Raw genomic sequence first — 25,887 nt, 5'->3', positions numbered from 1 at the left:
ACGTCGGGGCAGCTCTTTTTCAGCAGTCTCATATATTTGAAGTTACCAGCCACTTAGCTAGGGTATGGTGCTCAGGCATATGCTGAGAATCCTTTACCCAGCAGCGTATAGCCGGTTATCAACTTCATCATCTCGCTGGTGCCATCAGGAATCGTCATTATTCTGGCATCTCTGAAGTATCGCTCTAGTGGCATCTCATCCGAAAGCCCCATGCCCCCATGAATCTGTATTGCATTATATGTCACCTTAACGGCAGCCTCACCTCCATACACCTTAGCCATCGATGAGAGTCTCCTGGCGTCTGGATCCCCCTTGACGATTGCATCAATAGCTTTATATCCGAGGAGTCTGGCTGTCTCGGTTAAGACGCTCATCTCATAAAGCATCTCTTGAATCAACTGGAACTTACCAATAGGCTTGCCGAATTGCTTCCTTTCCCTCGCATAGTTTATTGAAGCATCCAGAGCTGCCTGAGCTATTCCGACTGATACCAATCCCATTCCAGCTCTTGGCGTGGTGAGTAACGCCGTAACTGGAGACATCGTACTTAACAGTTTCATAAACCCGTCCGATACCGGCAAGACCTTCTTCATTTTGGGGCCAAGCTTAAAGGCTTCACCCATTATGGCTCCCATCTCATTCTCTTTTGGAACCCTGCAATCTTCGAAAAACATCTCGCCAGTGGGTGAGGCTCTCCAACCTATCTTATGCAACTCATTTGTCTCCCACGGAGATATCTCCTTTTCTACTATAAAGAAAGTCTCTTTACCTGTTGTTGCATCTATTGCAGCAACAAACGCTGTATCGGCAATCGTTGCATTGCTTATCCAGGTTTTACTTCCATTGATAATGTAGTGATCTCCGTCTAAAACGGCTGTGGTCTTGAGGTTTGATGTATCACACCCTGCCTCCGGCTCCGTTTCGGCGAAGCACCCGATGAACTCACCGCTCTCGAGCCTTGGCAACAACCTGCTTCTGACAGCCTCTGAGGCCACCGGGATAAACATCGCCGGAATAGCCCCCATGCCAAAAAGTGGCAGTATGCTTGGCCATACTCCACCAACTTCCTCGGCAAATATGGCGAATAGCATAGGATTGCCGATTAACTCTCTGGAGCCCTCCGGGTCAAGGCCAATCCCTATCTTTTTAAACTTTTGCATCACCTCAATTGCCTCTTCTCTGGTAAGGGGACCCTTCCGATCCATTTCATTAACTATTGGGGCAAACTCCCGCTCCAGAAGATCTCGCAGGCTCTCCCTGAACATCTTTTCCTCTTCTGTAAATTCGAAATCCATTGCCTTTCCTCCTTAACTGTAAATTTACGATTCCCTCTCAATTATAGTCGCAATACCCTGCCCTCCGCCAACGCATGCGGTTGCAAGCCCGAGTCTGCCATTCTCCCAGGCAAGTATCCGGGCCAGCGTACCCACAAGCCGTGTCCCTGTTGCCCCCAAAGGGTGCCCAATTGCTATTGCTCCACCTTTCACGTTTACCTTGGCTGGATCGATGCCCATCTCTTCTATAGTGTTAATGGCCACCATGGCAAATGCCTCGTTGATCTCCCAGAAATCAATATCTTTCACATCCAGACCTGCACGCTTTAGAGCTATCCTGCTCGCAGGGATGGGGCCTAATCCCATGAGGGTCGGGTCCACACCTGCCCACCCCATCGATACGATCTTCGCCAAGGGCTTAAGCCTGTATTCCTTCGCCTTTTCTCTTGACATTATAATCATCGCAGTAGCAGCATCATTCATAGGAGCGGAGTTTCCTGCAGTTATCTGGCCATCCGGCTTAAAAGGCGGCTCTAGATCGGCAAGTGCCTCCAGGGACGTATCTGGCCTGATGCTTACATCATGGTCAATGACCTTCTTCGTACCATCTGGCATCGTTACTTCGACTGGCATTATCTCCCCTGTGAAAAACCCCTCTTCAAGTGCTTTCGCGGCCTTTTGGTGACTTCCAAGCGCCCAATTATCCATGTCTTCTCTGCTGAAGTCTGTCTGTTCAAACAGCTTTTCCGCGGTGAGCCCCATTTGAACGCTCGTCCAGATATCATATTTCTTATACTCCTTCTCGGTAAAGAGCCTGGAGTTCGGTGATATCATAATTTTACTAAGGTCAACGCCGGGAGCAAGCATGGGATTATGCGTCATGTGTTCAATTCCGCAGGAGATAACCAGGTCTGAATATCCGAGCATTATTTCCATGGCTCCCTGGTGGATGGTGGACATTGAGGAGCCACACTGCCGGTCTATCTGCTGGGCTGGGACAGTAAACGGCAGGCCTGCCAGGAAGGTAATCATTCTTCCCCCATAGACCCACTGTTCACCCATGGGCATTGCGGTTCCCACTAGAACATCACTTATTTCTTCTGGCTTGACGCCTGTTCGCTTGATGAGCTCCTTAACCAGCATTGCAGCCACATCATCCATTCTCAAGCTATTAAATATATCCCTCTCCGGCTCCCCGGGTCTCGCCCTGGAAAAGGGGGACCTCAGATAATCAACTATGACCGCTTCCTCCATTGAAACTGCCTCCTCTCTCATTTCTCTTGCTCCAAGGGCCTTCTTATCTACTCCATGTACCCCGGTTTATAGCATATTATCTATGAACTCACAATATACAATACTTGGGAACAATATATTTTGCAACCCTTCCGCATATAAATAATAAAAACGCCAGCCTTAAATAGCTGACGCTTCTTTACATAATGGTGGAGACGGGGGAGGGTCGAACTACGTCTCCCCGTACAATCCTCAATCGATTAGCTGAACATCATGCTCTAGCAATGATGTTCCGTGATACTTAAGAAGAAAATTGTTCGTCATTCACCAAGTTGGGGTGTCCAAACCGCTTTTAGTCCTCTGTAGATACAAAATCACGAATCACTGCCTTCTGATCATGATATCAGCCTTTTTATATACATGGATTCACTTGTAACCATGCCATTTGACTGGTTAGAATGCAAGAAAGATATAGTAATTTGGGAGACTGAGACGAATAATTATACTATAATGTGGCCATAGTAATATCATTAAGGTCTAATCAGGCTAGATTCATGAAAACAACTGTATTTCCCTCAAGAGTAGAAGACATTACCCCTGAGTTACTCACTGGGTTACTTGCAGAGCAAAGGCCCGGAGTCAAGATAAGGGGATTTGACATCATCGAAATTAAACAATTCGGTGAGGGGATTGTCTCTACAGCGGATAGAGTGGTTATGAACCTCGAATATGCACCTGGTTGTCAGTGCGATCTGCCAGACCGCGTTGTGATTAAAACCATGCTGATGTTCCCCCATGCGCCAGACGTGATGTATCTAAATGAGGTCAGATTCTACCAGAAGATACGGTCTTCTCTGGATATCGAAACACCGCAGAGTTATGGAAGCGCATTCGACGAGCAAACCGGGCAATTTGGCGTGATTTTGGAGGACCTAAGGGTACGCGGTGCTCGTTTTCCTAATGCCACCATACCGATCAGTCTTTCCGTGATTACGTATCTCGTAAAAACCCTAGCCTCACTACATGCACAATTTTGGATGAGTCCACGTTTATTAACTGATCTCAATTGGCTGTCTACCCCTTGTAGTGGAGGTATGTCTCAAGTATTCAAGCTTAAAGGATTTGAATATCTGGAAAGGCGTATGGCGAAAGATGAATTCAAAGTTGAACTTATTAGTTCGTTGCGTACAACTATAAAAGCTCTTTGGTCCAAACTTTGGAAAGTTCAACAACTTCTAGAGCAAGAGCCGACGACCTTGTTACATGGTGATCCACATATCGGAAACACCTACGTCCTGCCTGACGGGAAGGCTGGACTACTGGATTGGCAGCTGATGATCAGGGGATGCTGGGCCCATGATTTAACCTACTTATTGATTACAGGGCTGGATACAGAAGTGCGCCGGAAACATGAGCGCGAATTCATTGAGTTATACCTGGCAGAGTTGAAACAGAATGGTGTGACTTCGCCGCCAGATTTTAAATCAGCCTGGGAAATGTACAGGCGTGCTGTGATATGGGGGCTGGTAATTGGATGGTTGATAACGCCACCTATCAACTACGGGCAGCAAATAACTGCAGCAAATATAGAACGACTGGTAACGGCAGCGCAGGATCTGGAAACATTAAAAGCCATTGGGCACTGAACTCGAGGAAGACGCAATCTATCCTCAGGGAAAACCTGTTTGAATCTCTCTATATACACAAAACTCTGAACCCTAACTACTATCATCATGTCAAAAGTCCTGGTCTTATGCCTACCAATAACATGATGTAAATGTCATGAAAATCTTAACTGAATGAAAAAGCGCCAGCTACGAATAGCCAGTGCTGCTTGACATAATATTGGTGGAGAAGGGGGAGGTCCCATCTCCCTCCTACCGAAATTATATTCCATAACCTTCGAGAGCGGCGGGCCTTGGCAGTGGTGTTTAAGTAGCCTTGACCAATCAATCGCTTCTTTGATCTCCCATTTTCTTGGTAGCGGGGGTTGGTTTCGAACCAACGAATGGCGCCATATTGACAAGCCTACCATCGTGATATATAGTTCTTGAAATCATCAGCTACAGTATTAACCATGCAGGAGTTTTTCGTACCGGAGAAAGACTAATAGGAGGGCTGTCGATATGCAGAATAATAACGTCCAAAAGAACTCTGTTACCCTGGCACCGGGGGTAGGTTCGGCCTATGCGAACGGATGGCGACAACTCTGGAAGTATTTCCTAGTGCTGTTCGTAATAGGTATCATTGGCTTCATCATTGGCATCCCCACCGGAATGTATGGATGGGCACAGGGTGCTGCTGCCGTGGGTATATTAAGCTTTCTTGCATTTGTCTACAGTATTTTAGTTAATGGGCCAGTGCAATATGGTGTAACATTTGCCTATCTTAAGGCAGCGAGGGGGGACAAGCTTGAGATAAAAGATATGTTTGAAGCCTTTCGTAACTACTGGAATGCTGTTTTGGCGAGTCTACTAGTTGGTGTTATCATCGGTATTGGGTTTGTGCTTTTAATAGTACCAGGAATAATATTTGCCTGTAAGTTAGCCTTCACACCCTACCTCGTGGTAGACAGAAAAATGGCGGTAATGGAAGCGATTGAGGAGAGTTGGCGAATGACAGGTGGGCATGCGTGGAAAGTGTTCCTTATCGGCTTGTTGTCAATTCCTATCTGTATCGCCGGGCTGCTCTGCTGCTGTGTAGGAATCATAATATCGATTATGTGGGTAAGTCTCGCATTCGCTTCACTCTATCATGCAGTTAGTAGCTCGGGAAAGGCATCTGTCCAAGAGGGAGTACCTACTACGTAAAACGCTCTCACACTCCCAGTGCGAACAAAAAGGCAGGGTAATCTTTTAATAGAAACACCCTGCCTTTTTACATTCCCTTGCCAGCAGGGGTTGGATTCGAACCAACGACCTTCGGGTTATGAGCTCGACAGGCAGACACCCTGACTCAGTTTCAAGGACGTTATTTTGTTGAGATGGCAATTGGCTCTCTATCCTTGGTTTCTAAATATTGATGAAGAAAGGGAATTTCGGTGTGATTTAGACGGGGAGATCGAGGGTCCGTCAAATTTGCATAATCTCCAAATAAATAGAAACGCTAGCGGTAAAAGGCTAGCGTTTCTATTTATTGTCATTGGTGGAGACGGGGGAGGGTCGAACTCCCCGTCCAGAAAAGGTTCCTACAGGATGTGCTACAGGCTTAGTCGGCTCTTTGCTCTCACACAACGTACTCTGCCGGCCGAGTACAATTGAGCCAGTCGATAATCTCTTTGACCACCCTTATCGACGTCTGGATTGCCGCACCTCGACTGCTCGTCGCTCTCCCCAGCCCATCGAGGGAGGTTGGAGGAACGTGCCTCGCTTAGCTAGCGTAGACGTATTCGTCAGTTACTTTGTTGCCACTTGTTTAGCGAGATTAATGGCACCTCGGCCTGCAATCCCGTAGCGCTCCTCCCCTGTCGAAGCCACTCGTCCCCATTTTCTTGCTTCATCAGGGAATCTTATTAAGAGTCACCAAAATATGTTAAAACCTCTGCTTCGCCAGCTTCATAGCGCGCTCCATGTCACGCTCTGCCTGGCGGCTGGCCATGGATTCGCGTTTGTCATAACGCTTCTTTCCTGTGGCCAGGCCCAGTTCTAGCTTGGCGACTCCATTTTTAATGTACAGCTTTAAGGGCACTATTGTGAAGCCCTTTTGCGTCACCTTACCGGCAAGCTCATTGATTTGCCTTCGGTGAAGTAAAAGCTTCCTCGGGCGTGTCGGTTCGTGATTGTCGCGGCTGCTCGCTTCATATCGGGCAATGTGAGCATTGAATAACCATAACTCACCGCCCTGGGGATGGGCATATGCATCGCGGATGTTTACCCGTCCCGCTCGAACCGACTTAATCTCAGTTCCGGTAAGGACAATACCGGCCTCAACGCTTTCCAGAATGGTATAGTCATGGTATGCTTTGCGATTAAAGCTGATTGTCTTCATATTATATTTTACCACACATAGCAAGTGTTTTAAAAGCATTTCGGTAACAGTTTATCTTGACGCAGTAGGGGGGTTGCTCCCAGAATGTTCCTTCGCCATTATGGGATAGAGCTATAGCTTATAGTAATGGGTAACTAATATACTGCTTGCGATTATTGTAGCTTAGCCTTGATTATTTCGCTCTTAAGGAAAAACTGCCAAGCGTCACAGAGGATAGAAAAATCGTATCGGCGCCCTCTATCATTGATCCTGAAGATACTCGATGGCAGATTCCAGTTGCGGATCCAGCCCGCTGGAGATGTCTTCTTCGGTGATTTCCACCTCAATATCCGGTGTGATTCCTTTCCCCTCTATCAGGTAACGGTTCGGGGTCAACCACCGGGCGGTGGTTATATAAAGCGCTGAGTTGTCGCTAAGCTTGTGAAGGACATTAACACTGCCCTTACCAAATGTTTTGGTGCCAATGAGCGTGGCGCGGCCATGATCCTGAAGCGCACCGGCGAGCACCTCGCTGCCACTAGCACTGCCGCCATCGATAAGAACAACAAGGGGCATATCGGTAGCCAGTCCACCTGTGCTTGCCGTCCACTCATCTATTATATCCCCAGCGTTATCGGCTTCATATAGGACGATGCCGCCGTCGAGAAACTCGCTGGCTACATCTGCCACGACGTAAAGGTAACCGCCGGAGTTGCCCCTGAGGTCGAGGATAATACCCAACGCGTCGCTTTGCAGAGCATTATTTAGAGCCGTGGTGAACTCACCTGGAGTTGTCTCAGCGAAGTAGGTTATCTGGAGGTGGGCGATATCGTCGGGAAGCATATCCAGGTAAACGCTGTCAATCATGATCTCCTCTCTGATGATCTCGATCTCCACCGGCGTGTTCTCATCCTGGTGCAGTATAAGCAGGGTTACCGTGCTACCCTTTTCACCCCGTATCTTTAGTACCGCCTCCATCAGGCTCATATTCGAGGTAGGCTCGCCGTCGACCTTCAGGATCTTGTCGCCACTCCTCACCCCTTGCCGCTCCGCTGGACCGCCGGCGATAGGGGAGACCACGGTCAGCTCGCTATTCTCTACAGAAATGACCGCCCCGATGCCCTCGAAGGAGCCCTGTAGATCGCTCACCGCTAAATCGTAGTTTTCTATATAGGAGGTATAGGGGTCGCCCAAAGCATCGAGCATCCCCTCAATAGCCCCTTTGCTTAGCTCTTCAGGGTCGAGAGCCTCATTGTTGACATAATCATTTGTCAGTATATTCCAAGTATCCCTTAAGGCGTTGAACTCATCAGGAAGTTCTGGTGTGGTGTACAGCAACTGGGAATAGGCAAAGCCTGCTCCAAAGGAGAGGACGATTAGTACCAGTACCAGTAGGGTGGGCATTAGACTTCGCCTATTGTTCATATTCGCTCCGAACATCACCGGTTCATGGCAGAAAGCTGCCATGTGCTATAATTATAGTCTCCCCCCTCCAACAATGGCAAGGAGGCAGCATGAATATATTCTTGACTATACTAGGTGGCATTATTGCTGGGCTCATTTCTACTGTTATATATGAAGTTGCTCAGGAAACCGAGACTACATGTCAAGCTACTACCTCAGAAAGGCCTTACCAGTAATAATATCTCGTGGGTCGCAACTCAGGGAGTCCGTGTTACAAATAGTGAGCATGGTCGCTTTATAAGGAAGTTACTGCGGCGACGTGATGCTTATTCCTGCTAAGCCTGGGTGATGTTTTACGGACAAGGGGAAGATGTCAGTTACTGCATGATTAAAAGTCAATGAAAAATTGTACCAAAAAAAATTCTTGGAGGCGTTATAAAAAATGAGATATTATGTCAACAATTTAACTACACAACATATACTATATTACATAATAGCTATTGTGCGAACCACTTCTCTATAGCATCTGCTCGATCCTCTCCAGTAATTCGCGTAGACCCCATCCCTTAGCTGCCGAGATCATTACTGACTCTCTGTCCGGTATCGATCTCGCGAATTCGCCGATATCATCCTCGCTTGGGACGAGGAGATCCACCTTATTGAGGACAGAGAGCCTTGGTTTTTCCCCTAACCCCAGCTCGGCGAGTATCTTCTCTACCGTTACGCTCTGCTCCACAGCATTTTTATGCGTTATGTCGATGATGTGTAGGAGCAGGGAGGCCTCCTCAAGTTCCTCCAGGGTAGCTCTAAAGGCGGCCACCAACATGTGGGGTAGCTTCTGAATAAAGCCTACAGTATCGGTGATCAGAACCTCCTTTGTGCTGGGGAGGGTTAGCCTCCTGGTGGTCGGGTCGAGGGTGGCGAAGAGCTTGTCCTCGACAAATACACCGGCAGAACTCAGCGAGTTCATCAGGGTGCTCTTTCCCGAATTGGTATAACCTATTAAGGCTACAAATTGTATGCCTTTCTGGGTGCGCTGACGCCTATAAAGGGCACGATGCTTCCTCACCCCCTCGATCTCCTTTTGGAGTCGGTGGATCTTCTGGCGGATGAGGCGCCGATCGGTCTCCAATTGTGACTCGCCAGGTCCCCTGGTGCCTATGCCACCGCCGAGACGCTCCAGGTGGCTCCATTGTCCCACCAGGCGAGGTAGGAGATACTCATGCTGTGCCAGTTCCACCTGAAGGCTCCCCTCGTGGGTCCGGGCTCGCTTGGCAAAGATGTCCAGGATTAGGGCGGTGCGGTCAATGATCTTGACCTCGAGAGCCTGTTCCAGATTTCTCTGTTGTGTCGGTGAGAGCTCATCGTCTAGAAGGATCACGTCATACCCTACCTCCTCCCTGAGCGCGGCGAGCTCCTCCAATTTTCCTTTGCCAAGATAATAGGCAGGCGTTGGCCTTTGCAGGCGTTGCACCAGTGCCCCCACCACCTTAGCACCGGCGGTAACTGCCAGTAGGGCCAGCTCCTCAAGGGAGTCCTCCACAGACCAGGTATTTCTGGCCCCCTTTTCCTCTACTCCTACCAAAAAGGCTCGCTCAATTGATGGCCGGGTGGGAGAGGTATTCCTGGCGATAGCTATCTCCTTATGTCAAATCCTGCTTGTGCCACGCCCGGAGCCGCGCTAGGGCTTCCTCCAGGCGCTGGTCGGGAACGGTCAGGGAGAGTCGGATGTAGCCCTCCCCGTACTTTCCGTAGCTGATGCCCGGGGTAACCACTACCCCAGCATCCTCGAGTAGCGAGGTGGCGAATTCCAGCGAGGTATATCCAACAGGAACCCTGGCCCAGATGTATAGGCTGGCGCTGGGGGGTCTGGCCTCTAGTCCTATTTGGTTAAGTGTCTGTAGCAAGCGATCGCGGCGGCGCTTATATATCGTATTATGTTCCGTCACACAATCCTGCGGCCCGGTTAGTGCCTCGATGGCGGCTTGCTGGATCGCCTGGGGAATCCCCGAATCGAGGTTAGACTTTACCCTCCTCAGTGCATCGATTATCCCCGCATTTCCTACCATCATACCCACTCTCCAGCCGGTCATATTGTAGCTCTTGGATAGGGAGTGAAATTCCACCCCCGTCTCTATGGCCCCATGGGCCTCGAGAAAGCTCACCGGGCGGTAGCCGTCGAAGGCCACCTCAGTATAGGGTGCATCATGGCAGACAGCGATGTCATATTTTCTGGCAAAGGCGACCACCCGCTCGAAGAATTCATGATCTGCCACCGCCGCCGTAGGGTTGTTGGGATAGTTGATCCAGAGTATTTTCGCTCTTCGGGCAATTTCCGCCGGAATGCGGTCCAAATCGGGTAAAAATTCGTTATCTTCGGTAAGCGGCATATAGTATGAAGAACCGCCGGCGAACATGGTCCCTATGGAGTAAACCGGATAGGCTGGGTCGGGGACCAGGGCGATATCCCCGGGGTCGATGAGGCAAAGTGCTATATGCCCGATGCCCTCCTTCGAGCCGATTAGAGGAAGTATCTCCCTATCGGGTTCGAGGGTCACGCCGAATCTTTTTTCATACCATTGGGCAATGGCATTTCGGAACTGGGGAAGTCCCTCTGACTCGGGGTAGCGATGATTTTGTGGGTCCTGAGCTGCCTGGCACAACCGCTCGATGACATGCCTGGGGGTGGGGATATCCGGGTCACCCACTGCTAGGGTTATCACATCCTCCCCCTGAGCCCGCTTCTCTGCTATCTTCTTGGAAATAGTGACGAAAAGGTAGGGCGGCAGTTTCTCAATGCGCTTGGCGGTTCTCATTTTATCGAACTAAGGCCTACTTTTCAAACCTTTCCTTCAGTACCTCGAGCACCGGCGGATCCCACCTCGCCTGCTGCCAAGCCCGGGCACCCGAAATGTCGAGCTTTGCCGCATCGAGTTTCGCCCCGCTGAAGTCTGCGTCCTCGAGGTCGGTCTGGGCTAATATGGTGCCGGTGAGATCGGCATGGCAGAAGAGCGTGCCCCTGAGCCTGGCGCGGGTTAAATTGGTACCGGTGAGGTTGGCATCCGAAAGGTCGGCATCGGTGAGATCGGCGCCATTCAGGTCGGCGCCGGATAGGTTTGCCGCGGAGAGGTCACAATTCAGCATATCAGCCTGTATAAGCATTGCACCAGACAGGTCGGTGCCACTCAAATCATCGCCGCGCAGGTTAGCGCTGGGCTTGATTTTCTCAGTCAAACTCTCGTCCATAATTACACCTCCAACTATTTTAATTGCCTGTAAACGATATGTCCACGCCTATTCAGGCCACTCACCCCAAAATACCAGATCCGCAGATCCGCTGAGCATCATCTCCCCAACCCCATCCCAGGTAACTGTGAGTACGCCTCCGGGTAACACTATATCGACATCGCCAGAAACGCGGTCGTGGAGTCGGGCTGCTACTGTCACCGCACAGGCACCGGTGCCGCATGAAAGGGTCTCCCCTACCCCGCGCTCCCATACCCTGGCCCTCACCTTTTTCCGATCCAGAATATTTGCTACCTCAAAATTTACCCGTTTGGGGAAAAGTAGATGGGTTTCCACCTCTGGCCCCAGTGCGGAAAGAGGAAAGTCTGCCACCGGATCATCCGGGAAGCAGACGGCGTGTGGATTCCCCATAGAAAGACAGGTCAAAAGGAGTTTTCTGCCCTGAACCGTAATGGGGTAATCTATTATTATGTCAAGATTCTCTTCGATGCACATTGGTATCTCATCCGCCTTAAACTCGGGCTTTCCCATATTTACCTGGATGAGGTTTCCACAAGAGTTTACCTTTCTTATACCTCCCAGCGTTTCCACGGTAAACTCCCCGGCGGCGAGTATTCCCCTCTCAATAGCATATCTGGTGAGGCACCTCAGACCATTACCGCAGGCCTCTGCCTCCGAGCCATCCGGGTTGAAAAGGCGCATCCCCAGTTCGGCAACCTTTGATTGGAGCAAAATGATAAGGCCATCGGCGCCGATGCCGAAGTGGCGATGGCACATGGCTTTTGCCAGCGACGACCAATCGCGCTCCTTACCGTCCTCGATCAATATGAAATCGTTGCCTGTTGCCTGCAGCTTAGCAAATTTCATTTTTCGTTCTATTCGGCTGGTCCGTCAATTCAATCCTGAGTTTGCAACAACCTGTCCTTTTCATTGACTTATATTCGTTCTCCTGGCTCATGCCAGTTCACCACCTGTTGGTTCAGGAATGAATCCTTGAAGGAGGCTCTGAACCAGTTGTTCCATACCAAGTCCCACATGGAACCACTGGATTGCCTCATCATTGAGGCGGAACCAGGCATACTGATGGCGGGCGAAACGGTGGGTCTCGTTTTTTATCTTCTGTACCGCTTCAGCCAGATTCAACTCCCCCTTAAGGTATTGACCGATCTGTTTATAGCCCAGACCCGACATCGCGGGTAGATCGAGAGAGTAGCCCTGCTCCAGCAGCAGCTTGACCTCCTTAACCAGGTCTTGCTCCATCATAGTATCAACCCTGGAATCGATTCTGCGGTATAGATCCCCTCTGCTGGTGGTAAGCCCGATTGTTATAGTGCGATAGTTTGGTAAAAAAGGCGAGCTACCCTGGAGTTGGGAGAAGGGGAGCCCGATAGAACGAAAAACCTCAAGCGCCCTTATTACCCGGCGCACATTGCGGGGGTCTATCCGTTTAGCCGCAGTGGGGTCGACCCCTTTTAGTTCCTCATAGAGCGCCATATAGCCTTCCTCTGCCGCTTTCTGCTTCAGGCTACGCCTCAGCTCGGCATCCGGGGAGACATGGGGGATTCTGAAGCCTCCTAACAGCGCCCGCACGTAAAGCCCACTGCCTCCCACTAGGAGTGCCAGCCTGCCCCGACGCTGAATATCCTGGATTGCCTTGGTTGCCATCTGCTGATAGAGGGCGAGGGTGAAATCCTGGTCCGGTTCTACTACATCGATGAGGTGGTGGGGAACCAGTTCGCGCTCCTCGGGGCTTGGCTTGGCTGTGCCGATGTCCATTCCGTGAAAAACCTGTCTGCTGTCGGCGCTTACGATCTCGCCACCGAAGACCTGCGCCAGATGGATTGCCAGAGAACTCTTGCCCACCGCGGTGGGGCCTACAATCGCTATAAGGTGGCTCATTTCTTTATCGCTGCCGTTTTCGCCACGATAGATACAAATTCCTCCGCTTTGAGGCTCGCTCCCCCTACCAGTGCACCGTCGATCTCTGGCTGCCCGAAATATTCGGCTATATTGGCAGCGGTCACGCTTCCTCCGTATAGGATCCTTGTCTCCTGGGCGCTCCGCTTGCTGTCAAGCTCGGCCACTGTATTCCTGATTATAGTAATGGTAGCATTCGCTCCCTCACCGCTCGCTGCCCTTCCAGTTCCTATAGCCCAGACCGGCTCGTAGGCGATAATCATCCGGTTTAGCGATTCGACGCCCTGAAGCGATTCCCTCACCTGGCTGGTTACCACCTCCTCAGTTTTTTCTGATTCCTTCTCCTCAAGCCGCTCACCAACGCAAAGGATTGGGGTTAGCCCGGCATCGAGCGCTGCTTTAATCTTCCGGTTCACGATGTCATTGCTCTCATCGAAGTATTGCCTGCGCTCGGAGTGGCCCAGGATGACATATTCACAAATTCCGCAAAGCATCAAGGGTGAAATCTCACCGGTATAGGCACCGTGCTGCTCAAAGTGCATATTCTGTGCCCCCACCTTGATAGATGAGCCCTGCAGGTGCTCCTGGACCAAAGACAGGGAAATGAATGGGGGACAGAGCACCTTCTCCACACCCGTTACACGCTCAAGCCCCTCCTTCATCTCCCTTACCAGGACTGAGGCTTCCGCCAGGGTGGTATTCATCTTCCAGTTGCCTGCGATCATCGGTGTTCTCATCTTTACGCTCCAAATTTTTTAAGCTTCAGGGCATTTGCCAAGGCCAGGGACATAACATCGGTTGCTGCAAATCTCCCCAGTGCCCCGCTAATGCAGGCACGCTCGGAGAATTCCACCACTCCATCGGGGCGGCACCACTTAGAATGCAGTAGAAAGGGGACTGGATGCCAGCTGTGCCCCTTCAGCACTGCGGGGGTAGAATGGTCAGCGGTAACCATGATGACCTCTGGAGCGAGGTGCAGAAGCTGGGGCAAGGCCATATCCACCTTATCGATAACCCCGACCTTTTGTGTAAAGTCGCCATCCTCGCCGGCGCTGTCGGCCTCTTTTACATGGAGAAAGAAAAAATCGTAGGCATCGTAGTGTTCGGCCAGAGTGAAAATTTCCTCCTCAATGGTGGCTCCTGTGGGGAGAACCTCCATGCCTACCAGCTTTGCCAGCCCCCGATACATGGGATAGTGGGCGATGGCTGCGGGTTTGAGACTGAAGACCTCGCTCATCTTGGGGAGATCGGGATGGTGGGCAAATCCCCGCAGCATAACCATGTTTGCGGGATGGCGATTGGCGAGGGTAGCCCTTGCCTGAGAGATAAATTTATTGGCAATACTTGCAGCCCTTTCAGCCTGGGGAGAATGAGCGACAACATCCCTTGGTGGCAGTCCCTCCTGCTGCGGATCGGAATCATGAAGCGCGCTCAAGAGCCCCTCCCCACGAAACACCGCCACAAAGCGGTGCTCCCTTACCGGCGAGACAAAAATCGCCACACCATCTATATTCATCCTGTCCAGGAGCCTACATAGTTCGGAGCAAATCTGGGTGGAGAGACGACCTGCCCGGCGGTCGGTGATTACGCCGCTCTCGTCAATGGTGCAGAAGTTGCCTCTGGCAGCGACGTCACCAGCTTTAAGCTCGAAGTCTATGCCCAGAGCCTCAAGGATACCGCGCCCCACGGTAAATTTTAGCGGGTCGTATCCGAATAGAGCCAGATGGCCGGGGGCGCTGCCCGGGGTGATCCCTGGGCCGATCGGGTCGATCATGCCACAGATACCTTCGCTTGCCAGCCGATCGAGGTTAGGGGTTTTAGCGCTTTCCAGCTCTGTCTTGCCCGTCTCAGGATGGGGCAGCCCTCCTAGTCCATCGATAACCAGTAATACAATTCTGGAGGGAGTCGGTCTGGCTATCTCTTTTATTTGCTCAAGCCCGATCATCCATTCTCCTTGTCTTGCAGCACCTCCACCCCAGGCAGGGTTTTTCCCTCCAGGAACTTCAGTGATGCCCCACCGCCGGTGGAGACGTGGGTTATCTTACCCGCGAAGCCCATCTCCACTACAGCCTCAGCGGTTGAACCGCCACCAATTATGGTGGTAGCGTCCAAACCTGCCAGCAGGTTCGCCATAGCCTCGGTACCCTTGCTGAACTTAGGGAACTCGAATACCCCTACCGGTCCATTCCATATTATTGTTTTGCTCTTACGCAGCTTGGCCTCAAATAGCTCGATGGTTCGTGGCCCTATATCCATAACATACCAACTGGCAGGCACGTTGTCGATAGGCACAGTCCTGGACCGGGCATCAGAGGCGAATCTATCGGCAACCACCACATCGCTGGGTAAAAGGAGATGAACTCCCTTCTCGGCGGCTTTCTCCATCAGCGACTGGGCCAAGCTCACTTTATCCTCCTTCACCGATGACTGGCCGACATCATATTTCAAAGCCCTTAGGAAGGTGGAGCTCATGCCGCCAGCAATGAGCAGGGAATCCACCTTATCCAGTATATACTCTAAAACACCGATTTTGCTGTTTATCTTTGCTCCGCCGATGATAGCGGCGAAGGGACGAACTGGATCATTCAGCACCTTATACATAACATCTATCTCTTTCTCCATGAGGAAACCAGCGACCGCGGGCAGATGCTCGGCGACACCCACAGTGGAGGCGTGTACCCTGTGGGCAGTACCGAAGGCATCATTTACATAGATGTCAGCCAGTCGCGCCAGCGCTTTGGCGAAGCCGGGGTCATTTTTCTCTTCCTCAGGGTGAAAGCGAAGGTTCTCCAGCAAGAGGACATCTCCCTCTTTGAGCCTCCCCACCACTTCTTCCACCTGTGGGCCGATACAATCCGTTGCCATCTCCACCGGCGATCCTAGAATCTCGGAGAGTCGCCCGGCAACCGAAGCTAGCCTCAGCTCATCGACTACCTTTCCCTCGGGACGCCCCAAGTGAGAGCAGAGGATCACCCGCGCCTTCCTATCGATGAGATATCGTATAGTGGGAATTACTGCTCGAATGCGGGTGTCATCGCTGATTGCTCCGGTCTCCTCATCCAATGGAATGTTGAGGTCAGCTCGGACCAGAACCCTCTTCCCGCTGACATCGATGTCCCTGACGGTTTTTTTATTCATTTCGCCTCCTTGCGCTCTAGCCTTTCCTTTATGCTTCTCACCTCCGCCACTACCTCCGGGTCAGCATCGAAGATGCTCACCCCGCTCAGATCGGCCTCCCTGATCTTTGGGCTGTAACCTATAAAGCCGAGCACCTCAAAATCGGGCAAGCTCTTGGTAATAAAACGGCGGTCGGCGTCGCTAATAGTTTTAGAACCCACGACATAGTACCTCTTGATGCCCAGGTCTGACGCCAGTCTCCCGATCGCCTCCGCCGTTTGGATGCTCCTCCTCCCCGGCTCTACGACGATGATCAAGGCATCCATTGCCTGTGCCGTTCCCCGGCCGAGGTGCTCCACGCCAGCGTCCATATCCATAATTACCACATCGGACTCCCTTAGGAGGAGGTGGCTTATCAGGTTTTTAAGCAGAGCGCTCTCAGGGCACATGCAACCGCTTCCCCCAGTCTTCACCGTGCCCATAATAAGTAGCCTGATCCCATCTATTTTCGCCGAGAACCGCTCAGGGATGTCATCAACCCTGGGGTTGAGCTTGAAGAAGGGAGCCTCGCTCCCCGGCCTAGCTCCGGTTCGCTCCTCTATCAGGTCTTTCATCTCAGCGATGGGGCTGATGCGACGCGCCTCACCCGGTGGGAGACCGAGGGCCAATGCGAGATTGGCGTCGGGGTTCGCATCTATCGCCAGCACAGCCTTTCCTTCAGCGGCGTAGAGGCGTGCCAGCAGGCTTGCCAGTGTGGTCTTTCCCACGCCTCCCTTTCCAGTGATCGCCAGTTTCATTTTTCACACTCGTTTAGTTTTTTTCACTTCTTCAGGTCGAGATTAGATTTCGAAGCCAAAGCCTCGATGATAGCTCTCAGTATTTTTAACTCGATTCATATATCGGCATGATTTTAATAATCAGATTAATCTGCCTAACACCCGGTAAAATAAAAAAGTCAGGTGCGCAAGTAGCACCTGATTCCCTTTTACGAATTTTACGCAAGGCTTCATGAAGCAAGAACCCCTGTTTGCTTAAAGGCCTGACCTATTTTTAACTTTCATTGGAGGACTGAGCTCGGGAAATGACGAAATAACCCGCTGGGCGATACCGTCGGCATCCAGACCGTATTTGGCACGGAGTACTTCCTGAGGGCCATGCTCCACGAACTCGTCAGGTAGCCCGATACGCTCTACCCGAAGATCGGATGTATGGGAGCTTGCCAGAAGCCCGGTAACCGCGCTGCCAAACCCGCCGCAGAGGGCATTCTCCTCCACGGTGACCACCCTCTTGGTGCGACGAGCAACATCATGAATAAGCGAGGAATCCAGGGGCTTTACGAAGCGGGCATTAACTACCGTGCATTCAATCCCCTTGTCAGCCAGCCTATTGGCCGCTTCAAGGGCAGGGGCCACGGTAGCCCCGATAGCGAGAATGCTGACATCCTCTCCCGCCCGGAGTACCTCCCCCTTCCCAATAGGGAGTTCCTGCCATACCTCATCCAGTGGCACGTTCAGTCCTGGGCCCTTGGGGTAGCGAAGCGCAAAGGGGCGGTTTGCCCTCACCGCGGTATTGAGAAGGTGCTGAAGTTCGTTTTCGTCCTTAGGCGATGCGAGCACCAGGTTGGGGATAATGCCAAGGTAGGATAGGTCGAAGGTGCCCTGGTGGGTCTTGCCATCCTCGCCCACAATTCCCCCGCGGTCGATGGCAAAGATAAGCGGTAGGTTCTGGATGCATACATCGTGAATGATCTGGTCCAGGGCTCGCTGGAGGAAGGTGGAGTATATGGCGACAACGGGGATAAAACCGTGGGTAGCGAGCCCTGCGGCGAAGGTAACGGCATGTTGTTCACAGATGCCTACATCGAAGAATCGCCTGGGAAACTCGGCGGCGAGAGGGTTTAGCCCGGTACCTTCGGGCATCGCCGCGGTGACCGCAATTATCTTGGGATTCTCCCTGACCAGGCGAAGGAGGGTCTGGCCGAAGACCTGGCTATAGGAAGGGGCGTTTGCCTTCTTGCCTTGATTTGGGGACACGCCGTGAAAAGCGACCGCATCATTCTCAGCAGGAAGGTACCCTTTGCCCTTTCTGGTAACCACATGGACCAGTATAGGCCTTCGTGCGTAGTCTCTGGCATGGGCGAGGGTGTCTTCAAGCTCGGTTAGATCGTGACCATCGATCGGTCCAATATAGGTGAAGCCCAGTTCCTCCCAGAACATGGAGGGAATTATCATACCCTTAACGCCCTTCTTAACCCTCTCCTCCACCAGACGAAGCCAGTTTGCCCAGGGCAGCCTGGTAACCACCTGTGAGGCCTCCACCCTGGCTCGATAGTAGCGGCGGCCAAGCCTCAGCCTTGAAAAGAGCCGGGATAGGGCACCCACGCTGGGGGAGATCGCCATCCCGTTGTCATTGAGCACCACGATGAGCCTGGTGCCCAGGTGTCCCGCCTGATTGATGGCTTCAAAAGCCATCCCACCGGTCATGGAGCCATCACCTATGACTGCAATTACGTGGTATTTTTCACCGGCGAGGTCTCGGGCAATCGCCATACCCAGTGCTGCGGAGAGCGATGTCGAGGCGTGTCCGGCGCCGAAGGGATCATGAGGGCTCTCCTCACGATCGGTAAATCCGCTAAGACCCCCGTACTGTCGAATAGTAGCGAAGCGTTCCCTGCGCCCGGTTAGCAGCTTATGAGCGTAGGTCTGATGACCTACATCCCATACGATCTTGTCCCTGGGGCTCTTGAATGTGCGATGCAGCGCGATGGTGAGATCCACAACACCCAGGTTGGAGGCGAGATGTCCGCCATTGGCATCCACTGTTTTAATGATAATGCTCCGCAGTTCAGCGGCAAGCTGCTCCAACTGGGGATGGGTGAGTCCCTTCAGGTCAGAGGGATCATTGATGCTATCCAGCATTACAGTATTTGTCTCCTTTAGATGAGGCCATATTAGCAATGGAGGCTGAAATTTGTCAAGGAAGCTTTCCTTCCTCCAGTGCCCTTAACTTCTCCAGACGCTCGGCATGCCTCCCCCCTTCGAAATCAGCGGCAAGGTAGGCCTTGACGATATCTTTGGCCAGTCCCTCCCCTACTACCCACTCCCCGAGGCAGAGGACATTGGCATTGTTATGCGCCCTGCTGCGCTGTGCGCTGAAGGTATCGTGGCAGAGGGCAGCACGGACTCCGGGTAACTTGTTGGCCACCATGCTCATGCCTATACCCGTGCTGCATATCAGGATGCCGTGGTTCACGCGCCCCTGGGCGACCGCCTGAGCTACCTTGCCCCCGATATCGGGATAGTCCACCGAGCCAGTATCATAGCAGCCCAAGTCCTCGTACTCGTATCCCAACTCCGGGAGGAGCTCCATAATTTTCTTCTTCAGAGTCAGCCCCCGGTGATCACAGCCAATAGCGATGAGCATCAGCCCTCCTTTACTGTAGCCTCGCATACCCTTGAGATCTCCTCACTGCTTATCGCCCCTTCCCTGAGAATCCTGATGGGGTCAGTGGTTATGTCAATTACTGTGGAAACGACTCCTCCTGGACATTCACCATCGATAATGAGGTCGACCATGTCTCCCAATTGGTTATGAACCTCCTGGGTGGTTAGCGGGCTGGGTTTGCCGGTGAGGTTTGCGCTTGTGCCGGTGATGGGGGCGTCCAGACCCTCCAGTAGGGCGATAGGAATAGGGTGAGCCGGCACCCGCACTGCAATTTTTTCGCTCCCCCCCGTGATCAGGCTCGATACTGATGGAGATTTATACAAAACAAGGGTTAAACCCCCAGGTAGGAAGTGCTTCGCCAACAGCCATGCAATCTCGGGCATATCCCTGGCCACGGACGGAATCTGGGACACGTCGGCGAGTAGCAGGGGAAGGGCAAGATGGCGCGGTCTCCTTTTTGCCTCATAAATCCTTAAGATGGCGCCATGACTAGAGGCATTAGCACCCAGCCCATAGACGGTATCTGTGGGGAAGGCGACGATCCCCCCATTCTTCAGTGTTTCTATAGCCTGATGTATCTTCCTTTCCATCTTGACGCCAGTATATCACAGTGTTATGCCACATGCCAAAGCCCTGTCCACTACATTCGTGAAATTGGAATAGCTCTCGACCACGTATCACAATCGCTAATTGGATTGGCGAACAGCCTTGAGGCTGACAATTCTAAACCTCAAGAAGGAGTATTGTGCCAACAACGCTAAGAAGCAGCAAGGATGATGCGCTAAACTCCGAGGAAGCGAGGCAGCTACTTAGTACGTGCCGTGATGAACTCGATCACCTGGTAGTACGCTTACCTTTGTTCGCTGGCCTGAGAATTGGCGAGGTTCAACACACCTTGAAAACTTGGGTTAACTGGGACAAAGGCTATATCGAGATACCCAGTAGGCAGCATTGTAGCTGCTACGAGTGCAAAAAGTTTAGGCAAGGAGCTTGGGGGCCAAAAACAAAGGCAGGAGTGAGGGCCTTGTTAATCACCGATAACACGAAGCAAGCACTAGCCTCATTTTTCGGCAGGAATGAGGGCGTTTTTCGCAGCAGGCAAGCCCTGGAGCAAAGGGTAGAGCGGATACCGCTCGCGTTCTGGATTGAAACATCTGTGGGAAGATGTCAAGAAGCTCGGTGCTGACCCCGAAGACATCCATATTCCTGCCGTGGTCTTCGATGATTTGGTTGAGCAGGCTGACGAAGAGGAGGAGTAACATCTAGCCCCCAGTTTGAGCCGAGGCGCCCGGCTCAGGCTGGACGGCATCTCCCGCTGAACATGCGGCTTTTTTACTCGGAGCGTGCACAAAAGAAAAATTTGTGGCCTGATTAGCCATTAATGATGCATAATTCATGAGTAAACATATGTTTTTAATTAAGGCTGTATACATATTTGTATTATAGCTATAAAATCGTCCTCTTATTCGAGTTTAATGTGAGTATTAAGTTGATTAATTGACATTACTTAACTGAAGTTCTACAGTTTGGTTTTATGATTTGCTAAATGGGGTTCCGTTTTAACTATGGGTTCGGTTCTGGCGGGTTAACATGGGGGTCAGAAAGACGAAGTATAACGTTTTTGACCTTAAGTACCACCTGGTCTGGGGTACCCGAGTGCAGGAAGCGCATTTTAGGCAATGAAGTTCCACAGTGCTGGAGAGATAGATATATACCACTGAATATCAAACCCACTAGGAGAACGCCTTCCAATTACGCATGTTGGAAGGGCTTTCAGATACTCCTCCGCTCGCTGAGGGGTGATTCACCTAGTTGCTCAGTAATGTCACACAGAGTACGTATCCAGAGCCATATCCATATTACCTTCGTAGGACGGCGTGATAGGCGTTAGAAGGATAACCAAGACGGACTTTGGGGCAGCTCAATTCAATGAAGAGTGTGCTTTGTGGCCGGAAGCGGTTTGAAAATGGAATGAGGGCCTCATTTGGAGGCCCCCACTCCTTGCAAATCTCTTTTGCGATACTTTATATCGTGATGCTCTTACGAGATCAACATTGTTATGACCTTCTCCAGCAAGGCCTCGACGTCGTAAAGTACTCCGGCTAGTATACCTAGCAGGCTTACCGTCGAGTTGAGCAGATCCGTCACGTTGCCAAGCAGCATACCAACTATATCCAATAACATCTGCTTAACGACTAAGAGCAGGTCCACGACTGCAGCAAACATAGTTGCCATTTTGATCTCACCCCCTTCCTTTTTAAGTTTTTAAAAAGAGCGGCTATACGCTACTTAAAGGGCCAATTTGCCGGCAGGCACCTGGCAAAAGACCAAAATCACATTTGTAGGAAATACTGAGGATTCACATTAACATTTATAGCATGGGCGTAAATAATTATCAATTTCCTTTTAGTTTCCTTTACTTAACTGAAGTTCTTTAGTTTCATTTAAATGCGGAAATCAGCCCGTGATTTGTTGTGATTAGAAGGCGATGTAATATTTTTAATTAAGGCAATTAACAGATTTGTTAAGCAGGTATAGAGGGTATACGACCGAGTCCTCACACTCTTCGGCACACCTTCGGGCGTAACTGGATAACGCAGGGTGGCGATGCGGTTAGTTTACAGAGGATACTGGGTCACTCCAGCTTAGAGATGACTCAAGACTATGCCAATCTGTCACAAAATGAATTAATCGATAAGAATAAAAAATTCAATCCTCTTATATCCATTTGCGACGAAAGTATAACGTCGGATGACCAAAGCATAACGCCTATTGATAAAAGCATACCACAGTGATAAGCTTTGGTCGAGGATTTGGCGTGCTATGGATAGGAAAGAGGAAGGATTTCGGGTAACCACCAGCGATGACCTGGAGGTTTCCACATATCTAGAGATCGCCAAGCAGAAGGCTGGCGAGAAGCCTGTAGTGGAGAGGGAACCCGAGGTGGAACGGGAGGCGGTGGTGGTAATCGACTTCGGCTCGCAATACAGCATGCTCATCGCCCGCAGGGTACGGGAATGCCAGGTCTACAGCGAGGTATTGCCCTACGATACCGACTGGCAAAGGATAGCCTCCATAAAGCCCAGGGGGTTCATCTTCTCCGGTGGTCCAGCCAGCGTCTATGACGACGGAGCACCGCTTGCCCCTAGCCATATATACGAAAGCCATCTCCCCATACTGGGTATTTGCTATGGAATGCAGGTGCTCACTCATCATTTTGGAGGGAGGGTTGCCCGGGGTACCAGGCGTGAATACGGTCATGCTATCCTGCATCAGGGTGATGTGGAATCGCCCATTTTCGCTGACTTGCCACCCTCCATGCCGGTCTGGATGAGCCACGGCGATCTGATAGTGGAGATGCCCCCCGGATTTGCCGTACTAGGTTATACCGAAAATTCCCCTGTCGCGGCCATGGGCAATGATCACGGGATCATTGGAATACAGTTTCACCCCGAGGTGGTACATACCCCTCAGGGGAAGGAGGTGCTGAAGAACTTCCTCTACCGTGTCTGCGGCTGCACCGGTAACTGGAGCCCGGGCAGCTTCATCACAGAGAGTATAGACAGGATCAGGAAGCAGGTGGGTGAGGGTCGTGCTATCTGCGCCCTCTCTGGCGGTGTCGACTCTGCAGTAACGGCGGCGTTAGTTCATCGTGCCATCGGCGATCAGTTAACCTGTATCTTTGTCAATAACGGCCTGCTGCGTCAGGAGGAGGCGGAGCGAACCATCAATACCTTCCAGCGGAACCTGAGGATGAACATTATTACCATCGATGCCACCGATAGGTTTCTCCAGCGTCTTGAGGGGGTTACTGATCCTGAAATGAAGCGTCGCCTGGTGGGGGAGGAATTCATCCGGGTGTTCGAGGAAGAGGCTGCCAGGCTGGGGAAGGTGGATTTGCTGGTTCAGGGGACCCTTTATCCTGATGTTATAGAGAGCATCACTTCTGAGAGCAGGGCTTCGGCGAAGATAAAGACCCATCACAACGTGGGCGGCCTGCCGACAAAGATGACGCTTTCCCTTATAGAGCCGCTTCGCTACCTGTTCAAGGATGAGGTGAGAGAGGTGGGGGTCAAGCTGGGCATGTCCGAGGAGATGGTATGGCGCCAGCCCTTCCCCGGGCCGGGGCTGTCTATAAGGATTATCGGTGAGGTAACCAGGGAGAAGCTGGAGATACTACGGGCTGCCGACTGGATCGTAATGAACGAGATCAAGAAGGCCAAGCTATACCGCCAGCTCTGGCAGAGCTTTGCTGTCCTGACCGATACCAGGAGCGTTGGGGTGATGGGTGATTATCGCACTTACGGCTATCTCATTGCTATACGCGCCGTTACCTCGGAGGATGCCATGACCGCCGACTGGGCACGCCTGCCGTACGACCTGCTGGCGCGTATCTCAAACCGCATCGTCAACGAGGTTCCCCAGGTTAACCGGGTGGTTTATGATATCTCATCAAAGCCGCCGTCAACTATAGAATGGGAGTAAGAAAAGGAGGCGATAAATGACATACGATTCCGACTATGAGGATGAGGCAGATCCGGAGCTGGATCTGGAGATGCTGCGAGAGGACCTGATCGGGGAACTTCAGGCTATCAACCAGTATCAAGAGCATAGCGACACCGTAGCGGACGAAGAGGCAGCAAAGGTCCTGGAGCACATTCGTGACGAGGAAAAGGAGCACGTTGTCGAGCTTACCAAGCTCATTCGGAAGCTCGACCCACTCCAGGCTGAGATGTTTAGAAAAGAGGGGCTATAACTGGCTAAAAAGGGGTTGATTATAGATGGAAACATGGGCATGGAAGACAGTATTATCGTACATATTGGGGGTTGTGGCACTGGGATGTCTTGCGGCGGGTATAGTAAGCGAAGTGCTTTATAGTGACCCTGGGGAGAAACTTGGGCTTATCACAGATTCGTGGTACTATGTTGCTATCGCTGTTTTTATGGCTGCGGCATGGCTGGCAATTCTGAGACTGCGCTCGACGCGTAAGGTGAGGAGCATACCGCCGGAGAGTGAATAATTGCTGAAGGTGCTGGTCATCGGCGGTGGTGCCAGGGAGCATACCCTGGCATGGAAGCTCGGTCAGAGCCCCAATGTTGAGGAGATCTATATTGCGCCGGGAAATGCGGGGACTGGGCTCATCGCAAAAAACCTGGACATTAAACCTACAGAGCTTGAGTCCCTGGCCCAAGTAGCCCAGGAACGAAGAATCGATCTCACCGTAGTCGGCCCTGAAGCACCGCTTGCCACAGGTATCGTCGATCTCTTTCAAGCTCGTGGCATTCCTGTCTTCGGTCCCAGCAAAGAGGCGACCAGGATCGAGTCGAGCAAGGTTTTCGCCCAGGGGCTGATGCAAAAATATGGTATCCCCTGTGCCAGGAGCAGGAGTTTCTCGTCCTTTGCCGAGGCCAAAGATTATGTCAAGACTCAGCAAATCCCTATTGTAGTAAAGGCAGACGGGCTGGCAGCGGGCAAAGGTTCCGTTGTGGCAGGTTCCACCGCTGAGGCACTGGCGGCGCTATCCGATATAATGGAGAAGCGCATCTTCGGTGAGGCCGGAGACCAGGTCCTGGTGGAAGAGTGTCTTCAAGGTAAGGAGGTGAGCCTACTTGCCTTCAGCGATGGAAAGACCGTTGTTCCTATGGTGCCTGCCTGTGACTACAAGAGGGCCTGCGATGGCGATAAGGGTCCAAATACCGGCGGTATGGGTAGCTATAGTCCGCCGAAGTTCTTCGGTAGGGAGATGATAAACAGGGTGAGAGATACCATACTCGAACCCACCGTGCGGGCGATGGCAAAGGAGGGCAAGCCCTATAAAGGCGTTCTCTATGCCGGGCTCATGCTGACGGAAGAGGGGCCAAGGGCACTGGAATTCAATGCCCGCTTCGGCGACCCCGAGAGCCAGGTGATGCTCCCGCTTCTCAAGAGCGATCTTGTGGAGATCATGTTAGCGGTGCTCGACGAGCGTCTGGACAAGACTCAGATTGAGTGGCGCGATGAAGCCTGTGTTGGGGTGGTCATGGCATCCGGTGGTTATCCCGGTAGCTACAAAACAGGCTTCCCCATCAGGGGGCTGGACAAAGTTGAAGATGACATCCTGGTGTTTCATGCCGGAACCAGGGAGAGCGAGGGCAAAATATATACAGATGGCGGAAGGGTGCTTACTGTTACTGCCACGGGTGGAACCATCGCTGAAGCGGGTGATAGGGTCTATAGCAATATACGGCGCATTCATTTTGAGGGCTGCCATTATCGCCATGACATCGGGGCTTGAGGGGTGGCCCC

At 51.7% G+C, this 25,887-nt stretch carries 23 protein-coding genes, 1 tRNA gene and 1 other RNA gene; 6 read left to right on the top strand and 19 right to left on the bottom strand.

Annotated elements, in window-relative coordinates:
- Positions 1-71: 71 nt before the first annotated feature.
- Positions 72-1,295 carry an acyl-CoA dehydrogenase family protein gene (locus VMX96_06525; protein HUU63554.1) on the bottom strand — a complete coding sequence of 408 codons (1,224 nt, stop codon included), beginning with the start codon at positions 1,293-1,295 and terminating at the stop codon, positions 72-74.
- Between the two features lie 24 nt (positions 1,296-1,319).
- Positions 1,320-2,549, bottom strand: coding sequence for an acetyl-CoA C-acetyltransferase (locus VMX96_06520; protein HUU63553.1), 1,230 nt, complete (start codon positions 2,547-2,549; stop codon positions 1,320-1,322).
- Positions 2,550-3,061: 512 nt separating this feature from the next.
- Here VMX96_06520 and VMX96_06515 point away from each other — a divergent pair.
- Together VMX96_06515 and VMX96_06510 are read left to right on the top strand one after the other, a co-directional pair.
- A complete protein-coding gene (locus tag VMX96_06515) occupies positions 3,062-4,153 on the top strand; it encodes a phosphotransferase (protein HUU63552.1) in 1,092 nt (363 codons plus the stop codon).
- A 480-nt stretch (positions 4,154-4,633) separates the two neighbouring features.
- A complete protein-coding gene (locus VMX96_06510) occupies positions 4,634-5,317 on the top strand; it encodes a hypothetical protein (GenBank protein ID HUU63551.1) in 684 nt (227 codons plus the stop codon).
- Between the two features lie 81 nt (positions 5,318-5,398).
- Here VMX96_06510 and VMX96_06505 read toward each other — a convergent pair.
- The 17 genes from VMX96_06505 to VMX96_06425 all read right to left on the bottom strand — a co-directional run bounded on the left by VMX96_06505 (position 5,399) and on the right by VMX96_06425 (position 21,836).
- A tRNA-Ser gene (locus VMX96_06505) sits at positions 5,399-5,462 on the bottom strand.
- Between the two features lie 187 nt (positions 5,463-5,649).
- Positions 5,650-5,991: a transfer-messenger RNA gene (ssrA, locus tag VMX96_06500) on the bottom strand.
- Positions 5,992-6,038: 47 nt separating this feature from the next.
- Complete coding sequence (gene smpB / locus VMX96_06495; GenBank protein HUU63550.1) at positions 6,039-6,494, bottom strand: SsrA-binding protein SmpB; 456 nt, start codon at positions 6,492-6,494, stop codon at positions 6,039-6,041.
- 240 nt (positions 6,495-6,734) lie between these two features.
- The gene (locus VMX96_06490; GenBank protein ID HUU63549.1) at positions 6,735-7,877 is read right to left on the bottom strand and encodes a S41 family peptidase; all 1,143 of its coding nucleotides are present in this window, start codon (positions 7,875-7,877) and stop codon (positions 6,735-6,737) included.
- 517 nt (positions 7,878-8,394) lie between these two features.
- The gene (hflX, locus tag VMX96_06485) at positions 8,395-9,462 is read right to left on the bottom strand and encodes a GTPase HflX (GenBank protein ID HUU63548.1); all 1,068 of its coding nucleotides are present in this window, start codon (positions 9,460-9,462) and stop codon (positions 8,395-8,397) included.
- A gap of 58 nt (positions 9,463-9,520) precedes the next feature.
- Positions 9,521-10,693, bottom strand: a complete 1,173-nt coding sequence (locus tag VMX96_06480; GenBank protein HUU63547.1) for an LL-diaminopimelate aminotransferase — start codon at positions 10,691-10,693, stop codon at positions 9,521-9,523.
- A 16-nt stretch (positions 10,694-10,709) separates the two neighbouring features.
- Complete coding sequence (locus VMX96_06475; GenBank protein HUU63546.1) at positions 10,710-11,123, bottom strand: pentapeptide repeat-containing protein; 414 nt, start codon at positions 11,121-11,123, stop codon at positions 10,710-10,712.
- A 48-nt stretch (positions 11,124-11,171) separates the two neighbouring features.
- Entirely contained in the window at positions 11,172-11,990 is an 819-nt protein-coding gene (dapF, locus tag VMX96_06470; GenBank protein HUU63545.1) for a diaminopimelate epimerase, read from the bottom strand.
- 87 nt (positions 11,991-12,077) lie between these two features.
- The gene (miaA, locus tag VMX96_06465; GenBank protein ID HUU63544.1) at positions 12,078-13,022 is read right to left on the bottom strand and encodes a tRNA (adenosine(37)-N6)-dimethylallyltransferase MiaA; all 945 of its coding nucleotides are present in this window, start codon (positions 13,020-13,022) and stop codon (positions 12,078-12,080) included.
- Positions 13,019-13,777 (bottom strand): triose-phosphate isomerase, encoded by a 759-nt coding sequence (gene tpiA, locus VMX96_06460; GenBank protein ID HUU63543.1) that lies wholly within the window; start codon positions 13,775-13,777, stop codon positions 13,019-13,021. The genes miaA and tpiA overlap by 4 nt, the downstream gene beginning before the upstream one ends.
- A 2-nt stretch (positions 13,778-13,779) precedes the next feature.
- A complete protein-coding gene (locus VMX96_06455) occupies positions 13,780-14,985 on the bottom strand; it encodes a 2,3-bisphosphoglycerate-independent phosphoglycerate mutase (GenBank protein HUU63542.1) in 1,206 nt (401 codons plus the stop codon).
- Positions 14,982-16,178, bottom strand: coding sequence for a phosphoglycerate kinase (locus VMX96_06450; protein ID HUU63541.1), 1,197 nt, complete (start codon positions 16,176-16,178; stop codon positions 14,982-14,984). The genes VMX96_06455 and VMX96_06450 overlap by 4 nt, the downstream gene beginning before the upstream one ends.
- A complete protein-coding gene (locus tag VMX96_06445; protein HUU63540.1) occupies positions 16,175-16,954 on the bottom strand; it encodes a carbon monoxide dehydrogenase accessory protein CooC in 780 nt (259 codons plus the stop codon). Before VMX96_06445 ends, VMX96_06450 begins: the two co-directional genes overlap by 4 nt.
- Positions 16,955-17,188: 234 nt before the next feature.
- Positions 17,189-19,075, bottom strand: a complete 1,887-nt coding sequence (gene dxs / locus VMX96_06440; protein HUU63539.1) for a 1-deoxy-D-xylulose-5-phosphate synthase — start codon at positions 19,073-19,075, stop codon at positions 17,189-17,191.
- Between the two features lie 55 nt (positions 19,076-19,130).
- Positions 19,131-19,580, bottom strand: coding sequence for a ribose 5-phosphate isomerase B (gene rpiB, locus VMX96_06435; protein ID HUU63538.1), 450 nt, complete (start codon positions 19,578-19,580; stop codon positions 19,131-19,133).
- Positions 19,580-20,191, bottom strand: coding sequence for an L-threonylcarbamoyladenylate synthase (locus VMX96_06430; GenBank protein ID HUU63537.1), 612 nt, complete (start codon positions 20,189-20,191; stop codon positions 19,580-19,582). Before VMX96_06430 ends, rpiB begins: the two co-directional genes overlap by 1 nt.
- 1,450 nt (positions 20,192-21,641) lie before the next feature.
- Positions 21,642-21,836: a hypothetical protein gene (locus VMX96_06425; GenBank protein HUU63536.1), complete on the bottom strand. Its 195-nt coding sequence runs from the start codon at positions 21,834-21,836 to the stop codon at positions 21,642-21,644.
- Between the two features lie 588 nt (positions 21,837-22,424).
- Between VMX96_06425 and guaA the strand changes: the two genes are divergently transcribed.
- The 4 genes from guaA to purD are packed head-to-tail and all read left to right on the top strand — an operon-like array spanning position 22,425 to position 25,876.
- Positions 22,425-24,086, top strand: a complete 1,662-nt coding sequence (gene guaA, locus VMX96_06420) for a glutamine-hydrolyzing GMP synthase (protein ID HUU63535.1) — start codon at positions 22,425-22,427, stop codon at positions 24,084-24,086.
- 16 nt (positions 24,087-24,102) lie between these two features.
- Positions 24,103-24,357 carry a demethoxyubiquinone hydroxylase family protein gene (locus VMX96_06415; GenBank protein ID HUU63534.1) on the top strand — a complete coding sequence of 85 codons (255 nt, stop codon included), beginning with the start codon at positions 24,103-24,105 and terminating at the stop codon, positions 24,355-24,357.
- 25 nt (positions 24,358-24,382) lie between these two features.
- Positions 24,383-24,622: a hypothetical protein gene (locus VMX96_06410; GenBank protein ID HUU63533.1), complete on the top strand. Its 240-nt coding sequence runs from the start codon at positions 24,383-24,385 to the stop codon at positions 24,620-24,622.
- A gap of 9 nt (positions 24,623-24,631) precedes the next feature.
- The gene (gene purD, locus VMX96_06405; GenBank protein ID HUU63532.1) at positions 24,632-25,876 is read left to right on the top strand and encodes a phosphoribosylamine--glycine ligase; all 1,245 of its coding nucleotides are present in this window, start codon (positions 24,632-24,634) and stop codon (positions 25,874-25,876) included.
- Positions 25,877-25,887 lie beyond the last annotated feature (11 nt).

Source organism: Dehalococcoidia bacterium (assembly GCA_035528575.1).
GTDB lineage: Bacteria > Chloroflexota > Dehalococcoidia > E44-bin15 > E44-bin15 > DATKYK01.
This window is presented reverse-complemented; position numbering and strand designations above follow the sequence as displayed.

Coding starts and splice junctions, on each gene's coding strand:
- VMX96_06410 (HUU63533.1), top strand. CDS start 24,383: ATGGAAACATGGGCATGGAAGACAGTATTATCGTACATATTGGGGGTT.
- tpiA (HUU63543.1), bottom strand. CDS start 13,777: ATGAGAACACCGATGATCGCAGGCAACTGGAAGATGAATACCACCCTG.
- VMX96_06510 (HUU63551.1), top strand. CDS start 4,634: ATGCAGAATAATAACGTCCAAAAGAACTCTGTTACCCTGGCACCGGGG.
- VMX96_06520 (HUU63553.1), bottom strand. CDS start 2,549: ATGAGAGAGGAGGCAGTTTCAATGGAGGAAGCGGTCATAGTTGATTAT.
- miaA (HUU63544.1), bottom strand. CDS start 13,022: ATGAGCCACCTTATAGCGATTGTAGGCCCCACCGCGGTGGGCAAGAGT.
- dxs (HUU63539.1), bottom strand. CDS start 19,075: ATGCTGGATAGCATCAATGATCCCTCTGACCTGAAGGGACTCACCCAT.
- VMX96_06425 (HUU63536.1), bottom strand. CDS start 21,836: ATGGCAACTATGTTTGCTGCAGTCGTGGACCTGCTCTTAGTCGTTAAG.
- VMX96_06515 (HUU63552.1), top strand. CDS start 3,062: ATGAAAACAACTGTATTTCCCTCAAGAGTAGAAGACATTACCCCTGAG.
- guaA (HUU63535.1), top strand. CDS start 22,425: ATGGATAGGAAAGAGGAAGGATTTCGGGTAACCACCAGCGATGACCTG.
- VMX96_06455 (HUU63542.1), bottom strand. CDS start 14,985: ATGATCGGGCTTGAGCAAATAAAAGAGATAGCCAGACCGACTCCCTCC.
- VMX96_06450 (HUU63541.1), bottom strand. CDS start 16,178: ATGAATAAAAAAACCGTCAGGGACATCGATGTCAGCGGGAAGAGGGTT.
- VMX96_06490 (HUU63549.1), bottom strand. CDS start 7,877: ATGCCCACCCTACTGGTACTGGTACTAATCGTCCTCTCCTTTGGAGCA.
- dapF (HUU63545.1), bottom strand. CDS start 11,990: ATGAAATTTGCTAAGCTGCAGGCAACAGGCAACGATTTCATATTGATC.
- VMX96_06430 (HUU63537.1), bottom strand. CDS start 20,191: ATGGAAAGGAAGATACATCAGGCTATAGAAACACTGAAGAATGGGGGG.
- VMX96_06445 (HUU63540.1), bottom strand. CDS start 16,954: ATGAAACTGGCGATCACTGGAAAGGGAGGCGTGGGAAAGACCACACTG.
- smpB (HUU63550.1), bottom strand. CDS start 6,494: ATGAAGACAATCAGCTTTAATCGCAAAGCATACCATGACTATACCATT.
- VMX96_06525 (HUU63554.1), bottom strand. CDS start 1,295: ATGGATTTCGAATTTACAGAAGAGGAAAAGATGTTCAGGGAGAGCCTG.
- VMX96_06415 (HUU63534.1), top strand. CDS start 24,103: ATGACATACGATTCCGACTATGAGGATGAGGCAGATCCGGAGCTGGAT.
- rpiB (HUU63538.1), bottom strand. CDS start 19,580: ATGCTCATCGCTATTGGCTGTGATCACCGGGGGCTGACTCTGAAGAAG.
- VMX96_06480 (HUU63547.1), bottom strand. CDS start 10,693: ATGAGAACCGCCAAGCGCATTGAGAAACTGCCGCCCTACCTTTTCGTC.
- VMX96_06475 (HUU63546.1), bottom strand. CDS start 11,123: ATGGACGAGAGTTTGACTGAGAAAATCAAGCCCAGCGCTAACCTGCGC.